The sequence below is a fragment of the Vreelandella sp. 21 genome (assembly GCF_050995515.1).
Classification (GTDB): domain Bacteria; phylum Pseudomonadota; class Gammaproteobacteria; order Pseudomonadales; family Halomonadaceae; genus Vreelandella; species Vreelandella alkaliphila.
Map to the genome: position 1 here is coordinate 17,762 of NZ_CP194673.1, position 15,794 is coordinate 33,555.

The 15,794-nt window shown below is 54.5% G+C and carries 14 protein-coding genes and 1 other RNA gene; 8 read left to right on the forward strand and 7 right to left on the reverse strand.

All coding sequences use genetic code 11. From position 1 onward, the window contains the following. Nucleotides 1-3 precede the first annotated feature (3 nt). Nucleotides 4-747: a 3-deoxy-D-manno-octulosonic acid kinase gene (locus ACN06F_RS00075; RefSeq protein WP_120385987.1), complete on the reverse strand. Its 744-nt coding sequence runs from the start codon at nt 745-747 to the stop codon at nt 4-6. Between ACN06F_RS00075 and ACN06F_RS00080 the strand changes: the two genes are divergently transcribed. Genes ACN06F_RS00080 through waaA form a run of 3 tightly spaced genes read left to right on the forward strand, consistent with a single transcriptional unit; the run spans nt 746 to nt 4,552 of the window. Further along, the gene (locus tag ACN06F_RS00080; RefSeq protein ID WP_253486356.1) at nt 746-1,843 is read left to right on the forward strand and encodes a glycosyltransferase family 9 protein; all 1,098 of its coding nucleotides are present in this window, start codon (nt 746-748) and stop codon (nt 1,841-1,843) included. The genes ACN06F_RS00075 and ACN06F_RS00080 overlap by 2 nt on opposite strands. Continuing rightward, a complete protein-coding gene (hldE, locus tag ACN06F_RS00085) occupies nt 1,833-3,263 on the forward strand; it encodes a bifunctional D-glycero-beta-D-manno-heptose-7-phosphate kinase/D-glycero-beta-D-manno-heptose 1-phosphate adenylyltransferase HldE (RefSeq protein WP_038479978.1) in 1,431 nt (476 codons plus the stop codon). Before ACN06F_RS00080 ends, hldE begins: the two co-directional genes overlap by 11 nt. Continuing rightward, nucleotides 3,263-4,552 (forward strand): lipid IV(A) 3-deoxy-D-manno-octulosonic acid transferase, encoded by a 1,290-nt coding sequence (gene waaA, locus ACN06F_RS00090; protein ID WP_253486357.1) that lies wholly within the window; start codon nt 3,263-3,265, stop codon nt 4,550-4,552. Before hldE ends, waaA begins: the two co-directional genes overlap by 1 nt. Here the strand turns inward: waaA and rpiA are convergent. After that, complete coding sequence (gene rpiA, locus ACN06F_RS00095; protein ID WP_038479984.1) at nt 4,544-5,218, reverse strand: ribose-5-phosphate isomerase RpiA; 675 nt, start codon at nt 5,216-5,218, stop codon at nt 4,544-4,546. The genes waaA and rpiA overlap by 9 nt on opposite strands. A gap of 160 nt (nt 5,219-5,378) precedes the next feature. On the opposite strand from rpiA, the gene ilvA reads away from it, so the two are divergent. Then, a complete protein-coding gene (gene ilvA, locus ACN06F_RS00100) occupies nt 5,379-6,893 on the forward strand; it encodes a threonine ammonia-lyase, biosynthetic (protein WP_038479987.1) in 1,515 nt (504 codons plus the stop codon). Between the two features lie 412 nt (nt 6,894-7,305). Here the strand turns inward: ilvA and ACN06F_RS00105 are convergent, their stop codons facing one another. The 3 genes from ACN06F_RS00105 to ACN06F_RS00115 form a co-directional block, all read right to left on the reverse strand. Continuing rightward, the gene (locus ACN06F_RS00105) at nt 7,306-7,941 is read right to left on the reverse strand and encodes a 5-formyltetrahydrofolate cyclo-ligase (RefSeq protein ID WP_433924477.1); all 636 of its coding nucleotides are present in this window, start codon (nt 7,939-7,941) and stop codon (nt 7,306-7,308) included. A 34-nt stretch (nt 7,942-7,975) separates the two neighbouring features. After that, nucleotides 7,976-8,158, reverse strand: a non-coding RNA gene (gene ssrS, locus ACN06F_RS00110) — 6S RNA. Nucleotides 8,159-8,209: 51 nt separating this feature from the next. Continuing rightward, nucleotides 8,210-8,518 (reverse strand): cell division protein ZapA, encoded by a 309-nt coding sequence (locus ACN06F_RS00115; RefSeq protein ID WP_009723371.1) that lies wholly within the window; start codon nt 8,516-8,518, stop codon nt 8,210-8,212. Nucleotides 8,519-8,726: 208 nt separating this feature from the next. Between ACN06F_RS00115 and ACN06F_RS00120 the strand changes: the two genes are divergently transcribed. The 4 genes from ACN06F_RS00120 to ACN06F_RS00135 all read left to right on the forward strand — a co-directional run bounded on the left by ACN06F_RS00120 (nt 8,727) and on the right by ACN06F_RS00135 (nt 13,267). Then, nucleotides 8,727-9,305: a UPF0149 family protein gene (locus ACN06F_RS00120; RefSeq protein WP_038479993.1), complete on the forward strand. Its 579-nt coding sequence runs from the start codon at nt 8,727-8,729 to the stop codon at nt 9,303-9,305. 14 nt (nt 9,306-9,319) lie between these two features. After that, on the forward strand, nt 9,320-10,660 hold the full coding sequence (gene pepP / locus ACN06F_RS00125; RefSeq protein WP_253486360.1) for a Xaa-Pro aminopeptidase: 1,341 nt from the start codon (nt 9,320-9,322) through the stop codon (nt 10,658-10,660). An 86-nt stretch (nt 10,661-10,746) separates the two neighbouring features. Further along, the gene (gene ubiH / locus ACN06F_RS00130; RefSeq protein WP_433924478.1) at nt 10,747-11,985 is read left to right on the forward strand and encodes a 2-octaprenyl-6-methoxyphenyl hydroxylase; all 1,239 of its coding nucleotides are present in this window, start codon (nt 10,747-10,749) and stop codon (nt 11,983-11,985) included. A gap of 25 nt (nt 11,986-12,010) precedes the next feature. After that, nucleotides 12,011-13,267: a UbiH/UbiF/VisC/COQ6 family ubiquinone biosynthesis hydroxylase gene (locus ACN06F_RS00135; protein WP_433924479.1), complete on the forward strand. Its 1,257-nt coding sequence runs from the start codon at nt 12,011-12,013 to the stop codon at nt 13,265-13,267. Here ACN06F_RS00135 and ACN06F_RS00140 read toward each other — a convergent pair. Continuing rightward, on the reverse strand, nt 13,264-14,565 hold the full coding sequence (locus tag ACN06F_RS00140) for a S41 family peptidase (protein ID WP_120385981.1): 1,302 nt from the start codon (nt 14,563-14,565) through the stop codon (nt 13,264-13,266). The two genes, ACN06F_RS00135 and ACN06F_RS00140, sit on opposite strands and share 4 nt — an antisense overlap. An 87-nt stretch (nt 14,566-14,652) precedes the next feature. Continuing rightward, nucleotides 14,653-15,789 carry a murein hydrolase activator EnvC family protein gene (locus ACN06F_RS00145; protein WP_198348712.1) on the reverse strand — a complete coding sequence of 379 codons (1,137 nt, stop codon included), beginning with the start codon at nt 15,787-15,789 and terminating at the stop codon, nt 14,653-14,655. Nucleotides 15,790-15,794: the final 5 nt, after the last annotated feature.

Genomic DNA, 15,794 nt, shown 5'->3' on the forward strand with positions numbered 1-15,794 from the left:
AGGTTAACGGTTATAACCTTTTAATATGGTGGGCAGCACACTATGGCAATGGAATTTTTTTAGCGACCTTGCTAGGCGGTTTATATTGTGTTCCTGCCACTTGCCTGGTGGCCGTAGGCGGCAGCGGTCCAGATCAATCAACCAGGGTTCACCATGGGGGGCAATCAAGATATTGCGCGCATTTAGATCAACATGATCAAGGCCTGCTTGATGGAAGCGCTTGATCATTGCGCCAACGCGCTGAAGTAACGCCTCATCTGCTCCCCCTGCCGCCAATAAGCTAGCCAGCGCCTGAGCGCCTGGAATCCTAACGGTGATGAGCGCGGCTTCATACGTAGGGCCGTAACGCATAACACAGCAGGCAACGGGGCGTGGCACTGGCAGTCCCTGGTCATACAGCGCAGCGTTTAAGCGCAACTCGCGAAACGCACGGGTGCGTTCTTCACCCAGCCACAGATAGCGTTTCTCGCTTAGCTTGGCGATCAATCCACCGCGGCGATAAGGGCGCAATACCCACTGCTCTGAATCACTGGCCTTTAAGAAAAAACTGCTACCCCTTCCTGGTGCTTCCCCGACGATTAAATTACGCTCACGCCAATAGGCCTGATGGAATAGATCAGGATGAAGTGGGTGTGACTGCCCTTGAGATCCATGTTGCGACAGTTGGTGTGACGTGGCAGCGTCACTTAAACTGTCTACATCATGTAAAATCAGCCAATTTCTTTGCCGGAGTGCCGCTAAGCGCATGAAGCCCTCTCTGCCTGCTCAACCTAACCATATTGCCATTTTGCGCCTCTCCGCGTTGGGAGATGTGTGCAATCTTGTGCCCACGGTGCGTGCGTTGCAGCGCCAATGGCCGCACGCTCGCATTACCTGGATAATCGGCAAGGGGGAGCACAGTTTACTGGCGGGGCTTTCTGGGGTCGAGTTTGTTGTCTATGACAAGTCCACCGGTCTTGCGGGCATGCGCGCCCTGTGGAAAGAGCTTTCCGATACTCGCTTTGATGTACTGCTGCACATGCAGCAAGCGATACGCGCCAGCGTGCTTTCGCTTGGCCTCAAGGCCAATGTACGAGTGGGCTATGATAAGTCGCGTGCCAAAGACGCTCAGCACTGGTTTACACAGCATCAGCTTGCGCCGCATCCTAACGCCCATGTGTTGGAGTCGTTTATGGACTTCGCTCGCTTGCTCGGCGTAGAAGATGATCGATTGGAGTGGAATCTGGCCGTACCACCGCTGGCCTATGAAGAAGCCCGAGGGGTCAGTGGCGATACGCCATATCTGGTCATTAATCCTTGCAGCAACGCACGGCTGCGCAATTTCCGCAATTGGTCAGTGGAAGGCTATGCCAGCGTTATTGAACATGCCTGGGTACACCATGGTCTGAAGAGCGTGTTGACCGGTGGGGGGAGTTCATTAGAGCGAGAAATCGGCGATCAAATTGAGGCGCTATGTCAACCGGATAGCGTCATTAATGCTATCGGCGGTACATCGCTCAAAGGAGTGCTGGCGTTGATTGACAATGCCCGTGTGGTCATTGCCCCCGACACGGGGCCGGCGCATATGGGGAATGCCATGGGTACGCCCACGCTTGGCCTCTATGCGACCACCAATCCCCAGCGTGCCGCGCCTTATTGTTGGCGGGATTTTGCGGTCAATGCTTATCCCGAAGCGGTTCGCACGTATCTGAATAAATCCGTCGATGAGGTTAGCTGGGGACAGCGAGTACGCCATGCGGATGCCATGGATTTGATCAAAGCCGACGACGTGATTGCTAAGCTAGACGCGCTGCTGGCGTATACCGCAGTGCCGCCAACAACAGGACCTTTGGATGAGAGTTGATTTAACCGCCCTGGAACATGCCCGCGTATTGGTGGTGGGGGATGTGATGCTCGACCGCTACTGGCATGGTGGCACGTCGCGTATTTCACCCGAAGCGCCGGTGCCGGTGGTGCGTGTCGAAGATGCTGATGATCGTCCCGGTGGCGCGGCGAATGTGGCACTGAATGTGGCCTCTCTAGGCGGCCACGTTTCCCTGGCAGGTGTGGTGGGAGAGGATGAGAACGCCGAGCTGCTGACGTCACGTTTGGTATCTTCGAATGTGAGTACTTACTTTCAACAAAGCCCAGAGATACCAACGATTACCAAGCTGCGTGTGATGAGTCGTAATCAACAGCTACTGCGGCTGGATTTTGAGCAGCGCCTCGATGGTGTCGATACCACTGCTCTGCTGGAGCAGGTCGAAAAAGCGCTGCCTGATTGCGATGTGATGATTCTTTCTGACTACGGTAAAGGAACGCTTAACCAGGTTGAGACGCTGATTCAGATGGCGCGTGCTTTCGGCAAGCGAGTGCTGGTCGACCCGAAAGGCCAAGATTTTAGTAAGTATCGTGGGGCCAGTTTAATTACGCCTAATTTAACCGAGTTTGAAGCGGTGGTTGGTCACTGTGCCAATGACGATGTTCTGGCCCAGCGCGGAGAAGCGTTGCGCGCTGAGCTTGAGTTAGAAGCGCTGCTGATCACTCGCAGTGAAAAAGGTATGACGCTTATTCGTGAAGGCCAAGCACCGCTCCATTTGCCCACCCGAGCCCAGGAAGTGTTCGACGTAACCGGCGCAGGCGATACCGTGATTGGCCTGATGGGGCTCGCGCTGGCATCAGGCCATGCATTGCCAGAAGCGATGATGCTGGCCAACTTGGGGGCGGGCTTGGTGGTAGCCAAACCGGGAACGGCGACGCTCTCGATAGCCGAGCTCTACACCGCGCTACACGGCGACAAGCTGGCTGAGTTCGGGGTGATTGACCAAGTCCCGCTGGTCGACGCCGTGCGTGCAGCCCAGCTGCGTGGCGAACGCGTGGTGATGACCAATGGCTGCTTTGATATTCTTCATGCAGGACACGTGGCCTACTTGGAACAAGCCAAACGCTTGGGGGATCGCCTCATCGTTGCGGTAAATGATGATGCCTCTATTGGCCGTTTGAAAGGCCCTAAACGGCCAATCAATCCGCTTAATCGCCGCATGCAAGTACTGGCTGGATTAGGCGCTGTCGATTGGGTCGTGCCATTTAGTGACGATACTCCCCAAGCGCTAATTGAAGCCGTTTTGCCGGATATTTTGGTGAAAGGTGGCGATTACCGCCCTGAAGATATTGCAGGAGGGGAGGCCGTTATCGCCAACGGCGGCGATGTAAAAGTACTTGGCTTTGAAGATGGCGTATCGACCACCGCAATGATTAGCTCCATCCTGGATCGCGAGGGCTAATGGCGTCGCCGATTTGGCCTCGGCTTGTTTATTCAGCGGTGCTCTATATATTGTCGCCGCTTATTGGCTGGCGCATCTGGCGTGAGCAAGTACTTACTTACTCGCGCTTGCAGCGGCTTGGTATGCGTTTGGGTAAGCTTCCCCCTGGGCCGCGAATTTGGTTGCACTGTGCCTCGGTGGGGGAAGTGCGCGCTGCCCGCCCGCTAATAGAGGGTTTGCTGGCGCGTTACCCTCAGCACAGCCTGTTGTTGACCACAATGACCGCGACGGGTGCTCAGCAGGTTCAAGCACTCATCGGTGAGCAAACCGCGCCAGATCAAGTAAGGCTTGCTCACTGCTTTCTTCCTTTGGATTTTCCGGGCGCGGCCAAGCGTTTTATTACCCGCGTGCAGCCCACTCTTGCCATTCTGTTTGAAACCGAACTGTGGCCCAACCTACTGCACGCTTGCCACCAACAAGCAGTACCTGTCGCAGTCGTCAACGGGCGGCTATCGCCACGAGCCTTTGCACGCTATCAGCGCTTGCGTTCGTTAATGGCGAGTGCATTAGCTAACGTCACATGGCTGGCTGCTAAATCTGCCCAAGATGCCGAGCGCTTTCAGGCACTGGGTTGCCGCGCAGCAGTAACTCAGGTCGTTGGATCGTTAAAATTTGAGATGCCCTCTCAGGTAAAGGCTCTGAAAGAGAGTGAGTACTTACTTCAATCTTGGGGCGCGCGCCCAGTGTGGGTGGCAGGTTCCACCCGCGACGGGGAAGAAGCACTGCTCTTGGAGGCTCACCGTCAGCTATTGAAGCGCTTTCCAACAGCGTTATTGGTATTGGTGCCGCGACACCCGCAGCGTTTTGACGAAGTGGCCAAGCTGTGTTCCCAAGGCGGCTGGGCACTCAGCCGTCGCAGCCAGCAGCAGGCCGTGACGCCACAAACGCAGGTTTACCTGGGGGATACGCTAGGTGAGCTGGCAACGCTGTATGCAGCAGGGCATGTGGCCTATGTTGGCGGTAGTTTGGTACCGTTGGGCGGCCACAACGTACTGGAGCCTGCTGCGTTGGGTAAGCCAGTGCTCTGCGGCCCTTCACTTGACAACTTTAGCGATGTGGCTGAGCCGCTGTTAGCGGCAGGCGCGTTAAGCGTTGTGGAAACACCCGAAGCCTTAGCCGACGCGCTGGCCGAGCGGCTGGCAACGCCATCATTTGCTCTGCAAATTGGGCAGGCTGGGCGAGAGGTGATTGAAGCCCATAGAGGCGCATTGGCGCGCACGCTCGATGGGCTTGGTCAGTGGCTAACGTAACGCGGTTCGTTCTACGCCGTCCGTTTTACCTAACAGCAGTACATCGGCACCGCGCTGGGCGAATAAACCGTTCGTGACGACGCCTACAATGGCATTAATACGCGCTTCCATGGATGCTGGGTCGTCGATCATAAAGTCAAAACAATCGATAATTTGATTGCCATTATCGGTGACTACTCCTTGCCGATAGACGGGGTCAGCACCTAGCTTGACCAGCTCTCGAGCGACGTAGGAGCGTGCCATCGGAATAACTTCTACCGGTAGCGGGAAGTTGCCAAGTTGGTTCACGTATTTCGAACCATCGGCAATGCAAATAAATCGCTTGGCGCAGGCGGCGACGATTTTTTCCCGGGTTAGCGCTGCGCCACCCCCTTTAATCATTTGTAAGTTAGCGTTTACTTCGTCTGCACCGTCGATGTAAAAAGGCACATCGCCAACATTGTTCAGCTCGAATATCTCAATACCTAGCGCCTGTAGACGCTTAGCACTGGCTTCTGAGCTGGCAACGGCACCTTTGAAACGATCTCTTAGCGGGCCTAAACGATCAATAAACAGGTTCGCTGTTGAACCTGTGCCAATACCTAGCACGGTATCTTTTTCGAGATGAGGCTCAATCTCTTTAACTGCAGCATCCGCTACGGCCGCTTTCAATTCATCTTGGGTCATCATATTTTCCTGCGTCAGGGTTAGGCAGTGTTCTCTAGTATAACGGCCTTAGCGCCCACTGCCGATGGAAACGCCGCTAGACGACGCTAGGCGTAATCTGCTACCAATAAAGGCTTTGCTCTCTCCCGTCAGGGTCACGTTATTTTTTTGGGATTCCCGCATGCTCGAAGCAACCGTCAAAAAGATCCTCCAAGCCCGCGTTTATGAAGCCGCTTGTGAGACCCCTATTTCACCCGCTCCCTTTTTGTCGCGTCGTTTCAATAACCAAATTTTGATTAAGCGCGAAGATCTTCAGCCAGTGTTTTCTTTCAAGATTCGTGGTGCTTACAACAAAATGGCCCAGCTAACGGAAGAGCAGAAGGCCAAGGGCGTGATTGCGGCATCGGCGGGCAATCATGCCCAGGGTCTGGCTATGGCAGCCAAGTTGATGGGTGTGAAAGCGGTTATTGTGATGCCGCGTATTACGCCCGATATTAAGGTTCAGGCAGTACGTGCCCGCGGTGCTAAGGTTATTTTGAAAGGTGATGCATTTGCTGCTGCTGCTGAGCATGCTCAAGAATTGATTAAAGAGCATGGCTATACCTATATTCCGCCGTTTGATGATATCGATGTGGTCGCAGGTCAGGGCACCATTGGTGTTGAAATTCTGCGCCAGCACAGCGGCCGTCTAGACGCTATTTTTATTCCTGTCGGTGGCGGCGGCTTAATTGCAGGCGTCGCAGCGTATGTGAAATATCTGCGCCCAGATATCAAAATCATTGCCGTAGAAGCCGAAGACAGTGCCTGTTTAAAAGCCGCGCTAGAAGCCGGGGAGCGGGTCGTGCTGGATCAAGTTGGCGTGTTCGCGGAAGGTGTCGCCGTCGCGCAAATCGGTGAAGTGCCTTTTTCTCTGGTACGTGACTTAATCGACGACGTTATCACGGTGAATACCGATGAGATGTGCGCAGCGGTGAAGGATATCTTTGAAGATACTCGTGCCGTCGCAGAAACGTCAGGGGCGCTTTCGCTAGCTGGCTTGAAGAAATATGTGCAGCAAACCGGTGCTGAAGGCGAGACGTTGATATGTATTAACTCTGGCGCGAATACCAATTTTGATCGTTTGCAACATATTGCGGAACGCACCGAGCTGGGTGAGCAGCGTGAAGCGATTTTGGCGGTGACCATTGCGGAAAACCCAGGCAGTTTTAAAAAGTTTTGCCGCACGCTGGGCAAGCGCATGGTCACCGAGTTCAGCTATCGCTATGCAGATAATAGCGAGGCTCATATCTTTGTGGGGGTTCAAGTTAAACCGGGTGGGGAAGACCGCCAGGCGGTGATTGATAAGCTTCGTGAAGCTGGCTATCAGGTTGAAGACTTGACCGACAATGAGCTGGCAAAACTTCATATCCGCCATCTTAGCGGTGGTCGGCCCAGCGAGCGCTTTGAAGAAGAGCTCTACCGTTTTGAGTTCCCGGAGCGCCCTGGTGCACTAATGAACTTTTTAACCCAGCTACCCCATGATTGGAATATTTCACTGTTCCACTACCGAAATCATGGTGCTGCCTACGGTCGTGTATTAGTCGGTATGCAAGTGCCGAGTAGTGATCAAACCCATGTCGCAGAGTACTTAGATGCGATTGGTTACCGTTATTGGTGGGAGAGTGATAACCCTGCATATCGGCTCTTCATGGCGTAAATAATTGTAAGTGATCACTAACCCGGAGGTGCAGAGCTGTTAAGAAAAGTGAACTTTTGAAAACGTTTAATGATGCGTTAAAAATTGCACTGAAAGCAGTTGTCAGTCCTCCCCTATAGCCCTATAGTCGTGGGCGAAATTAATGAGGTGTGTCATCTTTTTAGAAACATTGTCTAGATGACACATTAAGGACATTTGGCAACCGTGAAAGACGTTGGAGATGAGGCATGCGGCGTAAAAAGCCTGATATGGTGATGGCGCTAACAGTGGTGTTTTTACTTGGGGTACTCGCTACTGGATACGCGCAAGCGCTATCGGGGAGTTAACTTACTAAGTTGATCACAGCACTTTCAGCGTAAACGCTGCGCCAAACTAGTCGAGGTTGATATTTAAAACGGGCTGATCTTAATGATCAGCCCGTTTTAGTTGGACGAATAACCCTTATGTCACTAGCTATCACGTCCAACGGAATATCCCAAGGTTCGATGGGTAGCGCATCCACCTGTTGGCAGGCATGAGCTACGCCTATGAGTGTCGGTACTGGCCCTTGGCGGCGGCGCATAAAAGCGAGGCTACGATCATAGAAACCACCTCCCATGCCCATGCGATTTGCTTGCTTATCAAACCCTACCAGCGGAACAATAAGCGTATCTAGCGCCCAAGCCGGCAGGCGATTGCGCTTATCGGCGGCAAATCGTGAGCAGGGCTCTGCGATGCCAAAACGGTTTTTAACCATGGGGGTGGATTCGCGGTAGGCAACAAACCAAAGGCGATTAGTCGATAATGGGCGCAATACCGGTAAGTAAATGCTTACTTTTCGCTGACGAAGCCAAGGTATTAATGGTGTCGGGTCTATCTCGCCGTTAACCGGTAAATAAAGGCTAATGCGTTTCGCGCGACGAATTTCAGGTAGCCCTTTAAGGCGCTGGCAAAGAGCGGCAGCGGCTTGTTTTTGCTGATCTAGGGAAAGGATACGGCGTCTGCGTCTAAGCTCACGGCGAAGCGCAATTTTATCGCCTGATGTACTGCGGTCAGCAGTATCGTTCATAACGAGCTACTCATGACGAGCTAACCAAAACTAAGTGTTCCCCAGAATGCCGCTGTCGTTCTGGCCCTGAACCTACTGGTTCAGGTGGGTGGCCGCAGCCAAACCGTCAGGCTTTCCGACGCACGGACATGCACACGGGTTTGGCTAGCATTTGGCCCCCTGGGTACTTCGCATAGGCTCGAGGGACTATAACGACTGGCGTACACCCCAGAGAACATCTCTATCCTAACAGAGCCAGTGATAATGCCAAAGAGCCGACAGCAGGTTCTTACGGTTCTTTTTGTTGGCGTGTATCTGCTAGTGCCCGTTCAAGACGGTCGTTTAGGCGGCTAAGGTTTGCTTCGCTCGCGCGGTGCTCATCCATAATCTCAAGCAATTCATGGGTGATATTCAGGGCTGCCATCACTGCAACCCGTTCACTGCCAAGGGCGTTGCTTTGGGCGTGAATACCATTCATCGCGCGATCTAAATAGCGAGCAGCACGTTCAAGCTTAGCTTCTTCGCCAGTGTCGCAAGCAATCATGTAGCTGCGACCCAGTAGGGTGATTTCTTTGGTTGGCCGCTTCGCGTTACTCATCAAAAACTCCAGCACAGGTCATTTTGTTGACCAATGCGTTAACATCGCTGCATAGGAAGGATAGTTGGCATTCACTATAAGAGAGCCGCTTATGTGGGGTCAACGCACAGGCGCGCGCGCGCCGTAAGATTCCTTCTGCGGTTTAACACCCTTTTAGACATGTTGTTACGACGATTTCATTCCCCATTTTGTATAGCGAGCAATGCCCATGTCCCTAATCAATGAACGCCAGGATTTTTCTGACGTCGCGGATGTTTTTCTTCTGCATGGAAGTATGCAGTCGCCCGCGTTTTTGGATGGCCGCCTAAGTGGTCTGTTAGCGCTGCGTGATGTGACGGCTGAAGCATGGCTAGAAGAAGTATGCCTAAGCTTAGGTGTCGAGCAGCCGCGAGATCCTGCTAGCGCTGAACGCTTACTAGGTTGGCGGCGTCAAACGCTGGAGGCATTGAGCGCCAGCGATTTGAATTACACACCGCTGCTACCCGATGAGCTTTTTTCACTCGCCGAGCAAGCCCAGGGGCTAAAAGAGTGGACGCTGGGTTTTATGGAAGTTGTTGAGGACGTAGCTGATGAGGCGCTACGCGAACGCTGGTCTAAGACGCTTCAAGAGGCCATCGATGATCTCGCAGGACTCGTACAGATCGAAACCGATATCGAGGATAGTCCTGAAAACGAAAATGATCTATTTGCGCTGACGGAACACGCGCGTATGGCGGCAATGCTGCTCTACACCGAGCAGCACCCAGGAATGCCCCAGGTTGAGCAGACCGACGCCCCCGTTCATTAATACAGGAGTTATCTATGTTGCCTGAGTTACTGCCTCGCCCCGCCGCTATTGCGCCGGCAGAATACCGCCAGCGCCGAGAAGCGCTCATCGCCCAGCTGCCTGCCAATGCTGCGCTAGTGGTGCCAAGCGCTGCCTTGGTAACGCGCTCTCACGATAGCGAATACGCGTTCCGCCAGCAGAGTGATTTTTACTACTTAACCGGCATTCAAGAGCCCGATGCGTTGCTTGTAGTGCTGCCTGGGCGCGAGGCAGGCCAAAGCGTGGTGTTTTGCCAAGACCGCGACGCCACTATGGAAACCTGGACAGGTAGACGACTAGGAGCCCAGGGCGTTGAGGCTCAGCATGGCATTGATCAAGCGTTTGAAAATGCTCAGCGGGAAGAGCTGTTACCAGGTCTATTGGCAGGCCGCGAACTGCTCTACCTGCCATTAGATAATCCCGAGGCGCTGAGTATTGCAGAAGAGGCGTTGGCCTTCGCTCAAGCTGGTCTACGCCGAGGTAAGCCAGCATTGAAAGGATGGTTGGATAGCCGCCCGCTTATTCATGAGATGCGCCTTATTAAAAGCCCTGCTGAAATTTCCTTAATGCGCCATGCGGCCGCTATTTCAGCAAAGGCGCATACGCGTGCGATGCGTGTCTGCCGTCCAGGGTTAAGCGAGTATCAGTTGCAGGCAGAGTTAGAGCACGAATTCGTTTGGCAAGGTGCTAGCGGGCCTGCGTATAGCACCATTGTTGGTGGTGGCGTTAACGCTTGCGTGCTGCACTATATTGAGAACAGCGATACGTTGCAGGCCGATACACTTGTGCTGATTGACGCAGGGGCCGAGTTCGACCTCTACGCTGGGGATATTACCCGTACGTTCCCGGTTAATGGTCGGTTCAATGACGCTCAGCGGGCGCTTTATCAAGTGGTGCTAGATGCGCAAGAGCGTGCAGTGCACGCCGTCAAGCCGGGAGCCACGCTGGCGGATATTCACCAAGGGGTCGTGAGGGATTTAACCACTGGACTGATCAGTCTCGGGTTGTTAGAGAGCGATGTACAGGCGTGCATTGACGATGAGAGCTATCGGCGCTTCTACCTGCACTCTACGTCCCATTGGTTGGGGCTAGACGTACACGATGTAGGAACTTATCGGTTGGATGAAGAGACACCGCGCCTGCTAACCGAAGGCATGGTCGTCACGATTGAGCCTGGTTTATATATTCCCTGCGATGATGATATTCCTGCCGCTTACCGCGGAATTGGAATTCGTATTGAAGATGATGTCGTGGTGACCCGCGATGGGCATGAAGTACTTACGTCAGCCGTGCCAAAGCGAATTGCTGATATAGAGCAATTAATGGTTAATAAATAAGCAGTAAAATTCTATTGATATTTGTTTATGTAATTTACATTACGAAATTACATTTGCTGGGTTTGGTTTATCCGTAGGAGATGGCAATGCATAAGACTCAGCAGGTAAGACAGCAGCAAGCAGCTATGCTCACCCACGATATCGTTATTGTGGGAGGCGGGTTGGTCGGTGCCAGCTTGGGCTGTGCGTTAGCGCCGTTGATTGAGCGCTACGGCTGGCGTGTGGCAATTGTTGAAGCGGCAGCCTTACCTGAAAACGCTGAGAAGTCAGCGTGGCAGCCAAGCTTTGATGCTAGGGCCAGTGCTATCGCTGAGGGCTCTGCCCAACGCTTTCGCCAACTGGGTGTTTGGGAAGCGATGCGCAGTGAAGCTACCCCGATCAAGCGCATTCATATCAGCGAGCGGGGTCGCTTAGGTGCCACGAGGCTTAGTGCTCAGGAGCTGGGAGTGTCGGCATTGGGGCATGTCATTCCTAATGCTTGGATGGGGCGCGTGCTGCATCACCATCTTCAGCAACTGCCGATTGAGTGGCACTGCCCTGCAACGGTGGCGCAACTCACGCCACAAGCTAACGGCCACCGCCTGGTGCTTTCCGATGGCAGTGAACTAACGGCAGCGCTGACAATTCTCGCTGATGGCGGGCGATCTGGGCTGAAAGAGCAGTTGGGCATCAGTAGTCGCCACCGCTCTTACGAGCAAACAGCCGTCATTGCCCATGTCGGTATTAGCCAGCCCCACGAGGGGGTTGCCTATGAGCGCTTTACAACAGAAGGGCCAATCGCACTGCTGCCACTGCCTGGCCAAGCGATGGAGCTGGTCTGGACGCATGCCAGCGGCACAGAGCAGGCGCGACTAGCGCTCTCCGATTCGGCGTTTTTACGCCAGCTACAAGCTGCCTTTGGTGATCGAGTCGGGCGTTTTACTCGGGTGGGGCAGCGTTTCAGCTACCCACTTTCGCTGATTACCGCGGAAGAGCCAGTTCGACCTGGGTTGGCGGTGTTGGGAAATGCTGCCCATGCGCTTCACCCGGTAGCGGGTCAGGGGTTCAACTTGGCACTGCGCTCAGTGATGGATCTGGTCGAAGCGCTAGCGCAGGGCGCTCAGAACCAACGTACTCTTGGTGATATGGACATGCTACTAGCCTTTGAGCAGCGTCGTGCGCAAGACCGTGCCAATGTCATCCGGTTTAGCGATGGGTTAGTGCGTCTATTTGGCTATTCGCTGCCCCTACTGCCGCATGCCCGAGCAGCTGGCCTGGTGGGGCTTAATTTAGTGGGCCCGCTTCGCCGCAGCTTGGCACGTAGAGCAATGGGTCTGGAGCGCTGATGCAACAAGCAGCTAAGGGAACGTTATGAAAACGCAAACAGCGGCAATAGATGTGCCGGTTGAACGTTTTGACGCGGTGATCGTAGGCGCCGGAATGGTCGGCACGGCGCTAGCAGGGCTGCTGGCTAACGCTGGGATGCAAGTGGCGTTGGTAGAAACCAAAGCAGCACCACTGCGCTTAGATGCCTTTGGTGACCATCCGCCTGCCCCCAGGGTGAGTGCACTGACGCCGGTTTCTCAGCGGCTGCTCTCACACTTGAAGGCGTGGCCCGCGATGGCTGCTACTAGGGTAACGCCTTACCGTTATATGCAGGTGTGGGATGCAGAAGGCAGCGGTAGCATCCATTTTTCCGCCGATGAAGCAGGTGCGCCCGTACTTGGACATATTGTTGAAAACGATGTGACATTGGCCGCGTTAAATGAGCAGGTGCTAGCGCTGCCTTCAGTTAGCACTTTCTTTGGAGTGGGCGTGGAGGCTTTGCAAACCTCGGATAACGGGCGCTGGTTAGTGCTGGATGACGGCCGACAACTGAATACGCCATTATTAATTGCTGCCGACGGTGCACGCTCCACCATGCGTGAATTGGCAGGGATATCGGTGGCTGAAGAGTCTATGCAGCAAGAGGCCGTTGTCACCACCGTAAGGTGTGAAAAGTCCCATGGCGACACGGCTCGCCAGGCTTTTATCGCTGGCCATCCACTGGCTTTTTTGCCGTTAACAGTGAGCGGTGATGATCGCTACTGTTCGATTGTCTGGTCGACCACGCCTGAGCATGCACATCAACTTACATCGCTCTCTAGTGATGCGTTGGGGCAGGCGCTAAGTGAGGCCTTTGACTACCGTTTAGGTCAGGTGAGTGCCGTTGATACGGCCTATCGGTTTCCGCTGATTCAGCGCCACGCCGCTCACTACGTACAGGCTAATTTTGCCTTGGTGGGCGATGCGGCCCATAGCATTCACCCGCTAGCGGGGCAGGGCGTTAACCTAGGATTTATGGATGCGGCAGTGCTGGCTGAGGAAGTGATTAATGCATGGCAGCGAGGAGCCCCCTGGGGGGCGCTGACCACGCTGAGTCGCTACGAGCGGCGTAGGCGCTTCGATAACAGCGCCATGCTAGGGCTGATGAAAGGGTTTAAAGTGCTTTTCGGTAGCCAGGTGCCTGCATTGACGCTGGCGCGCAATATGGGAATGAGTGGTATGAACCAGTTGGTGCCGATAAAACGACTGGTGATGCGGCAGGCAATCGGAGAGCGAGGACGCCTGCCGCAGTCGTGTCGTTAACGGCGCCGACGATCCACCACGTTCAATGCTTTGAGTAAGTTCAGTGCTTCACTGAGCTGATAGTCCTCGCGTAGGCGCTGAGACATTTCAGCCCGCTCCCGGGGCATTGCGTCTTGGCCGCTTAGATGACCATCAAGATCAGCTTCGCGGATTCGACGTTGCCCCTCAGCTATTTCCAGCCGGCCGCGCACCACTTCCACATCAGGCTCGATACCTTGTGCTTGGATTGAGCGCCCATTGGGGGTGTAGTAAAGCGCGGTTGTCAGCTTAAGACCTTCACCATTGCCAAGCGGCATGATCTGCTGCACGGAGCCTTTTCCAAAGCTTTCGGTACCCATTATCACCCCGCGGCGCTGGTCTTGAAGCGCCCCTGCGACAATTTCAGCAGCCGAGGCGCTACCACTGTTGATCAGTACAACGAGCGGCACATCACCAGCGGGTGTCTCTGGCGATGCCGAAAACGACATTTCGGTGTCAGAAAGTCGTCCTTCGGTGTACACAATCAGTCCTTCATCCAGGAACAGGTCGGCAACGCCAACGGCGGCCTGCAAAACGCCACCTGGGTTATTGCGTAAATCGAGAATGAGTCCCTCAAGTGGCTGCTCTCGGGCCATACGTTCTAACGATCTGCGTGCCTGCTCTGGGGTGCGCGACTGAAACTGGCTAATTCGCAAGTAGCCATAGCCTGGCTCCAGCACTTCATGCTTAACGCTTTCATTGCGAATCACTTCGCGCGTTAGTGTGAACTCACGCGGAGACTCTTCACCCGCCCGCAAGACGGAAATACGCAGTTGGCTACCCGGTTCGCCACGCATCAGGTTAACCGCCTCTTGAAGCGATAAGCTGTCGGTTGGCGTTCCATCGATAGCCACAATCACATCACGGGATAACAGGCCCGCTCGTGAAGCCGGTGTGTCATCGATGGGGGTAATAACTATTAGCTGCCCGTTTTCTGTGCCTACTTCAATACCAATACCGCCAAACTCACCTTGGGTGGATTCGCGCAGGCTTCGGTACTCTTCTTCATCTAAATAGGCTGAATGGGGATCTAGTTCGCTGAGCATGCCTCGCATGGCATTACGCAATAACGTGCGGTCGTCAACCTCTTCGACATAGCCACGTTTAATGCGCTCAAACACCTCAGCAAAGGTCTGGATCTCTTCAAGCGGTAGGTCATCAGCAACGCTATTTGCAGACTGAGCCACTAAGGGGAGAGGAGCAGTCAGCAGTACAAGCGGGAGCAGGGTAGCCAAAAAGCGCTTGGCAGGGGCCGATACCTTGGTAACAGATAGCGTCATGCGGACTCCGCTAGGCGAAAGGCAGCGCCAGAAGGCGCTGCATAAGTTGAGACATGATTGTTAATTCATAGGGGGCAGCTTATCCCGTCAGCGGCGTGCAATCCAACGTTGTGGATTAATTGGTTCACCGCTACGCCGCACTTCGAAGTAAAGCGCGGGGTTGGTCTGCCCGCCGCTGTTGCCGACACGTCCAATTTCAGTGTCACGGCTTACTTGTTGGCCGGGCCGCGCACTAAATTGTTGCAAGTGAGCATAGAGCGTCATGATCTGGTCACCGTGATCAATAATCAGCAGGTTGCCAAAGCCACGCATCCAGTCGGCGAATACCACGCGGCCTGTATGAACGGCTGTAACTGCACTGCCCGAATCTGCTCGGATCACAATACCGTTATAGTGCACGCCGTCTCTACGCTGGAAGGTTGCCGTAATGGCTCCTTGAACGGGCCAGGGTAAATCGCCCTGCGTGCGGGTGATATGTGTGGTCGGTGTTGGCTCGGCTAAACGAGCTAGCTCCGCTTGTATCGCCCTTAGCTGCTGCTCGGCCTGCTCACGGCTTTGATTTAGATCGGCTAAGCGGTCCTCTTCGCTGCCATAGCGATCATCCAGGGTCGCTACGACGCCACGCCGTTCCTCGGTTCGCTGAGCGAGTATCGCGCTTTGCTCTTCTAGCTCGTCGGCTAATGCATCAAGGCGCGTTTGACGCTCGCTGAGCGCTTGCTCGGTATCTGCCAGTGCGTTGTCGAGGCGGCTTATATCCGTAAGGCGTTGCTGACGCGCCTGAGTCAGGCGATTTAGATACGCCTGCATTCGATCCAGCTCGGCAGGATCGCTTTGGTTAAGGAGCAGTTTTAACTGGGGTGTTGGCCCCAGTCGATAAAGGGCTGCCAGCTGTTGGCTCAGCGCAGCGTATTGTGCTTCACGCTCCCCTTCCAAGCGCTCTCGGTGCTGGCGAAGTTGGGTCGTTTCGTCGGCCAGTTGACGGCGCTCGGCCTGAAGTTGATCCAGGCGCTGGTGAGTCTCGGCAAGCTCCGTTTCCACATGGCGCAGCTCACGCTCGGCGCTATCCCGCGCTTGCCCGGTCGCACTGAGGCGCTGGGCAGCCGCTTCGATCTCCTGGCCAATCGCATCCAACTGTTGGCGCGCGGCATTTTCATTTGGCTGGGCTAAACTTGCTGGCGCATAACCTAACGCCAGCATGAGCGCGACAGCTAACGTCCATCGCATCAGCA

Bases quoted from the DNA above. Each gene is read 5' to 3' on its own strand.
- ACN06F_RS00075 (WP_120385987.1), bottom strand. From the start codon at position 747: ATGCGCTTAGCGGCACTCCGGCAAAGAAATTGGCTGATTTTACATGAT.
- ACN06F_RS00135 (WP_433924479.1), top strand. From the start codon at position 12,011: ATGAAAACGCAAACAGCGGCAATAGATGTGCCGGTTGAACGTTTTGAC.
- ubiH (WP_433924478.1), top strand. From the start codon at position 10,747: ATGCATAAGACTCAGCAGGTAAGACAGCAGCAAGCAGCTATGCTCACC.
- ACN06F_RS00105 (WP_433924477.1), bottom strand. From the start codon at position 7,941: ATGAACGATACTGCTGACCGCAGTACATCAGGCGATAAAATTGCGCTT.
- ilvA (WP_038479987.1), top strand. From the start codon at position 5,379: ATGCTCGAAGCAACCGTCAAAAAGATCCTCCAAGCCCGCGTTTATGAA.
- rpiA (WP_038479984.1), bottom strand. From the start codon at position 5,218: ATGACCCAAGATGAATTGAAAGCGGCCGTAGCGGATGCTGCAGTTAAA.
- ACN06F_RS00080 (WP_253486356.1), top strand. From the start codon at position 746: ATGAAGCCCTCTCTGCCTGCTCAACCTAACCATATTGCCATTTTGCGC.
- ACN06F_RS00120 (WP_038479993.1), top strand. From the start codon at position 8,727: ATGTCCCTAATCAATGAACGCCAGGATTTTTCTGACGTCGCGGATGTT.
- ACN06F_RS00140 (WP_120385981.1), bottom strand. From the start codon at position 14,565: ATGACGCTATCTGTTACCAAGGTATCGGCCCCTGCCAAGCGCTTTTTG.
- hldE (WP_038479978.1), top strand. From the start codon at position 1,833: ATGAGAGTTGATTTAACCGCCCTGGAACATGCCCGCGTATTGGTGGTG.
- ACN06F_RS00115 (WP_009723371.1), bottom strand. From the start codon at position 8,518: ATGAGTAACGCGAAGCGGCCAACCAAAGAAATCACCCTACTGGGTCGC.
- waaA (WP_253486357.1), top strand. From the start codon at position 3,263: ATGGCGTCGCCGATTTGGCCTCGGCTTGTTTATTCAGCGGTGCTCTAT.
- ACN06F_RS00145 (WP_198348712.1), bottom strand. From the start codon at position 15,789: ATGCGATGGACGTTAGCTGTCGCGCTCATGCTGGCGTTAGGTTATGCG.
- pepP (WP_253486360.1), top strand. From the start codon at position 9,320: ATGTTGCCTGAGTTACTGCCTCGCCCCGCCGCTATTGCGCCGGCAGAA.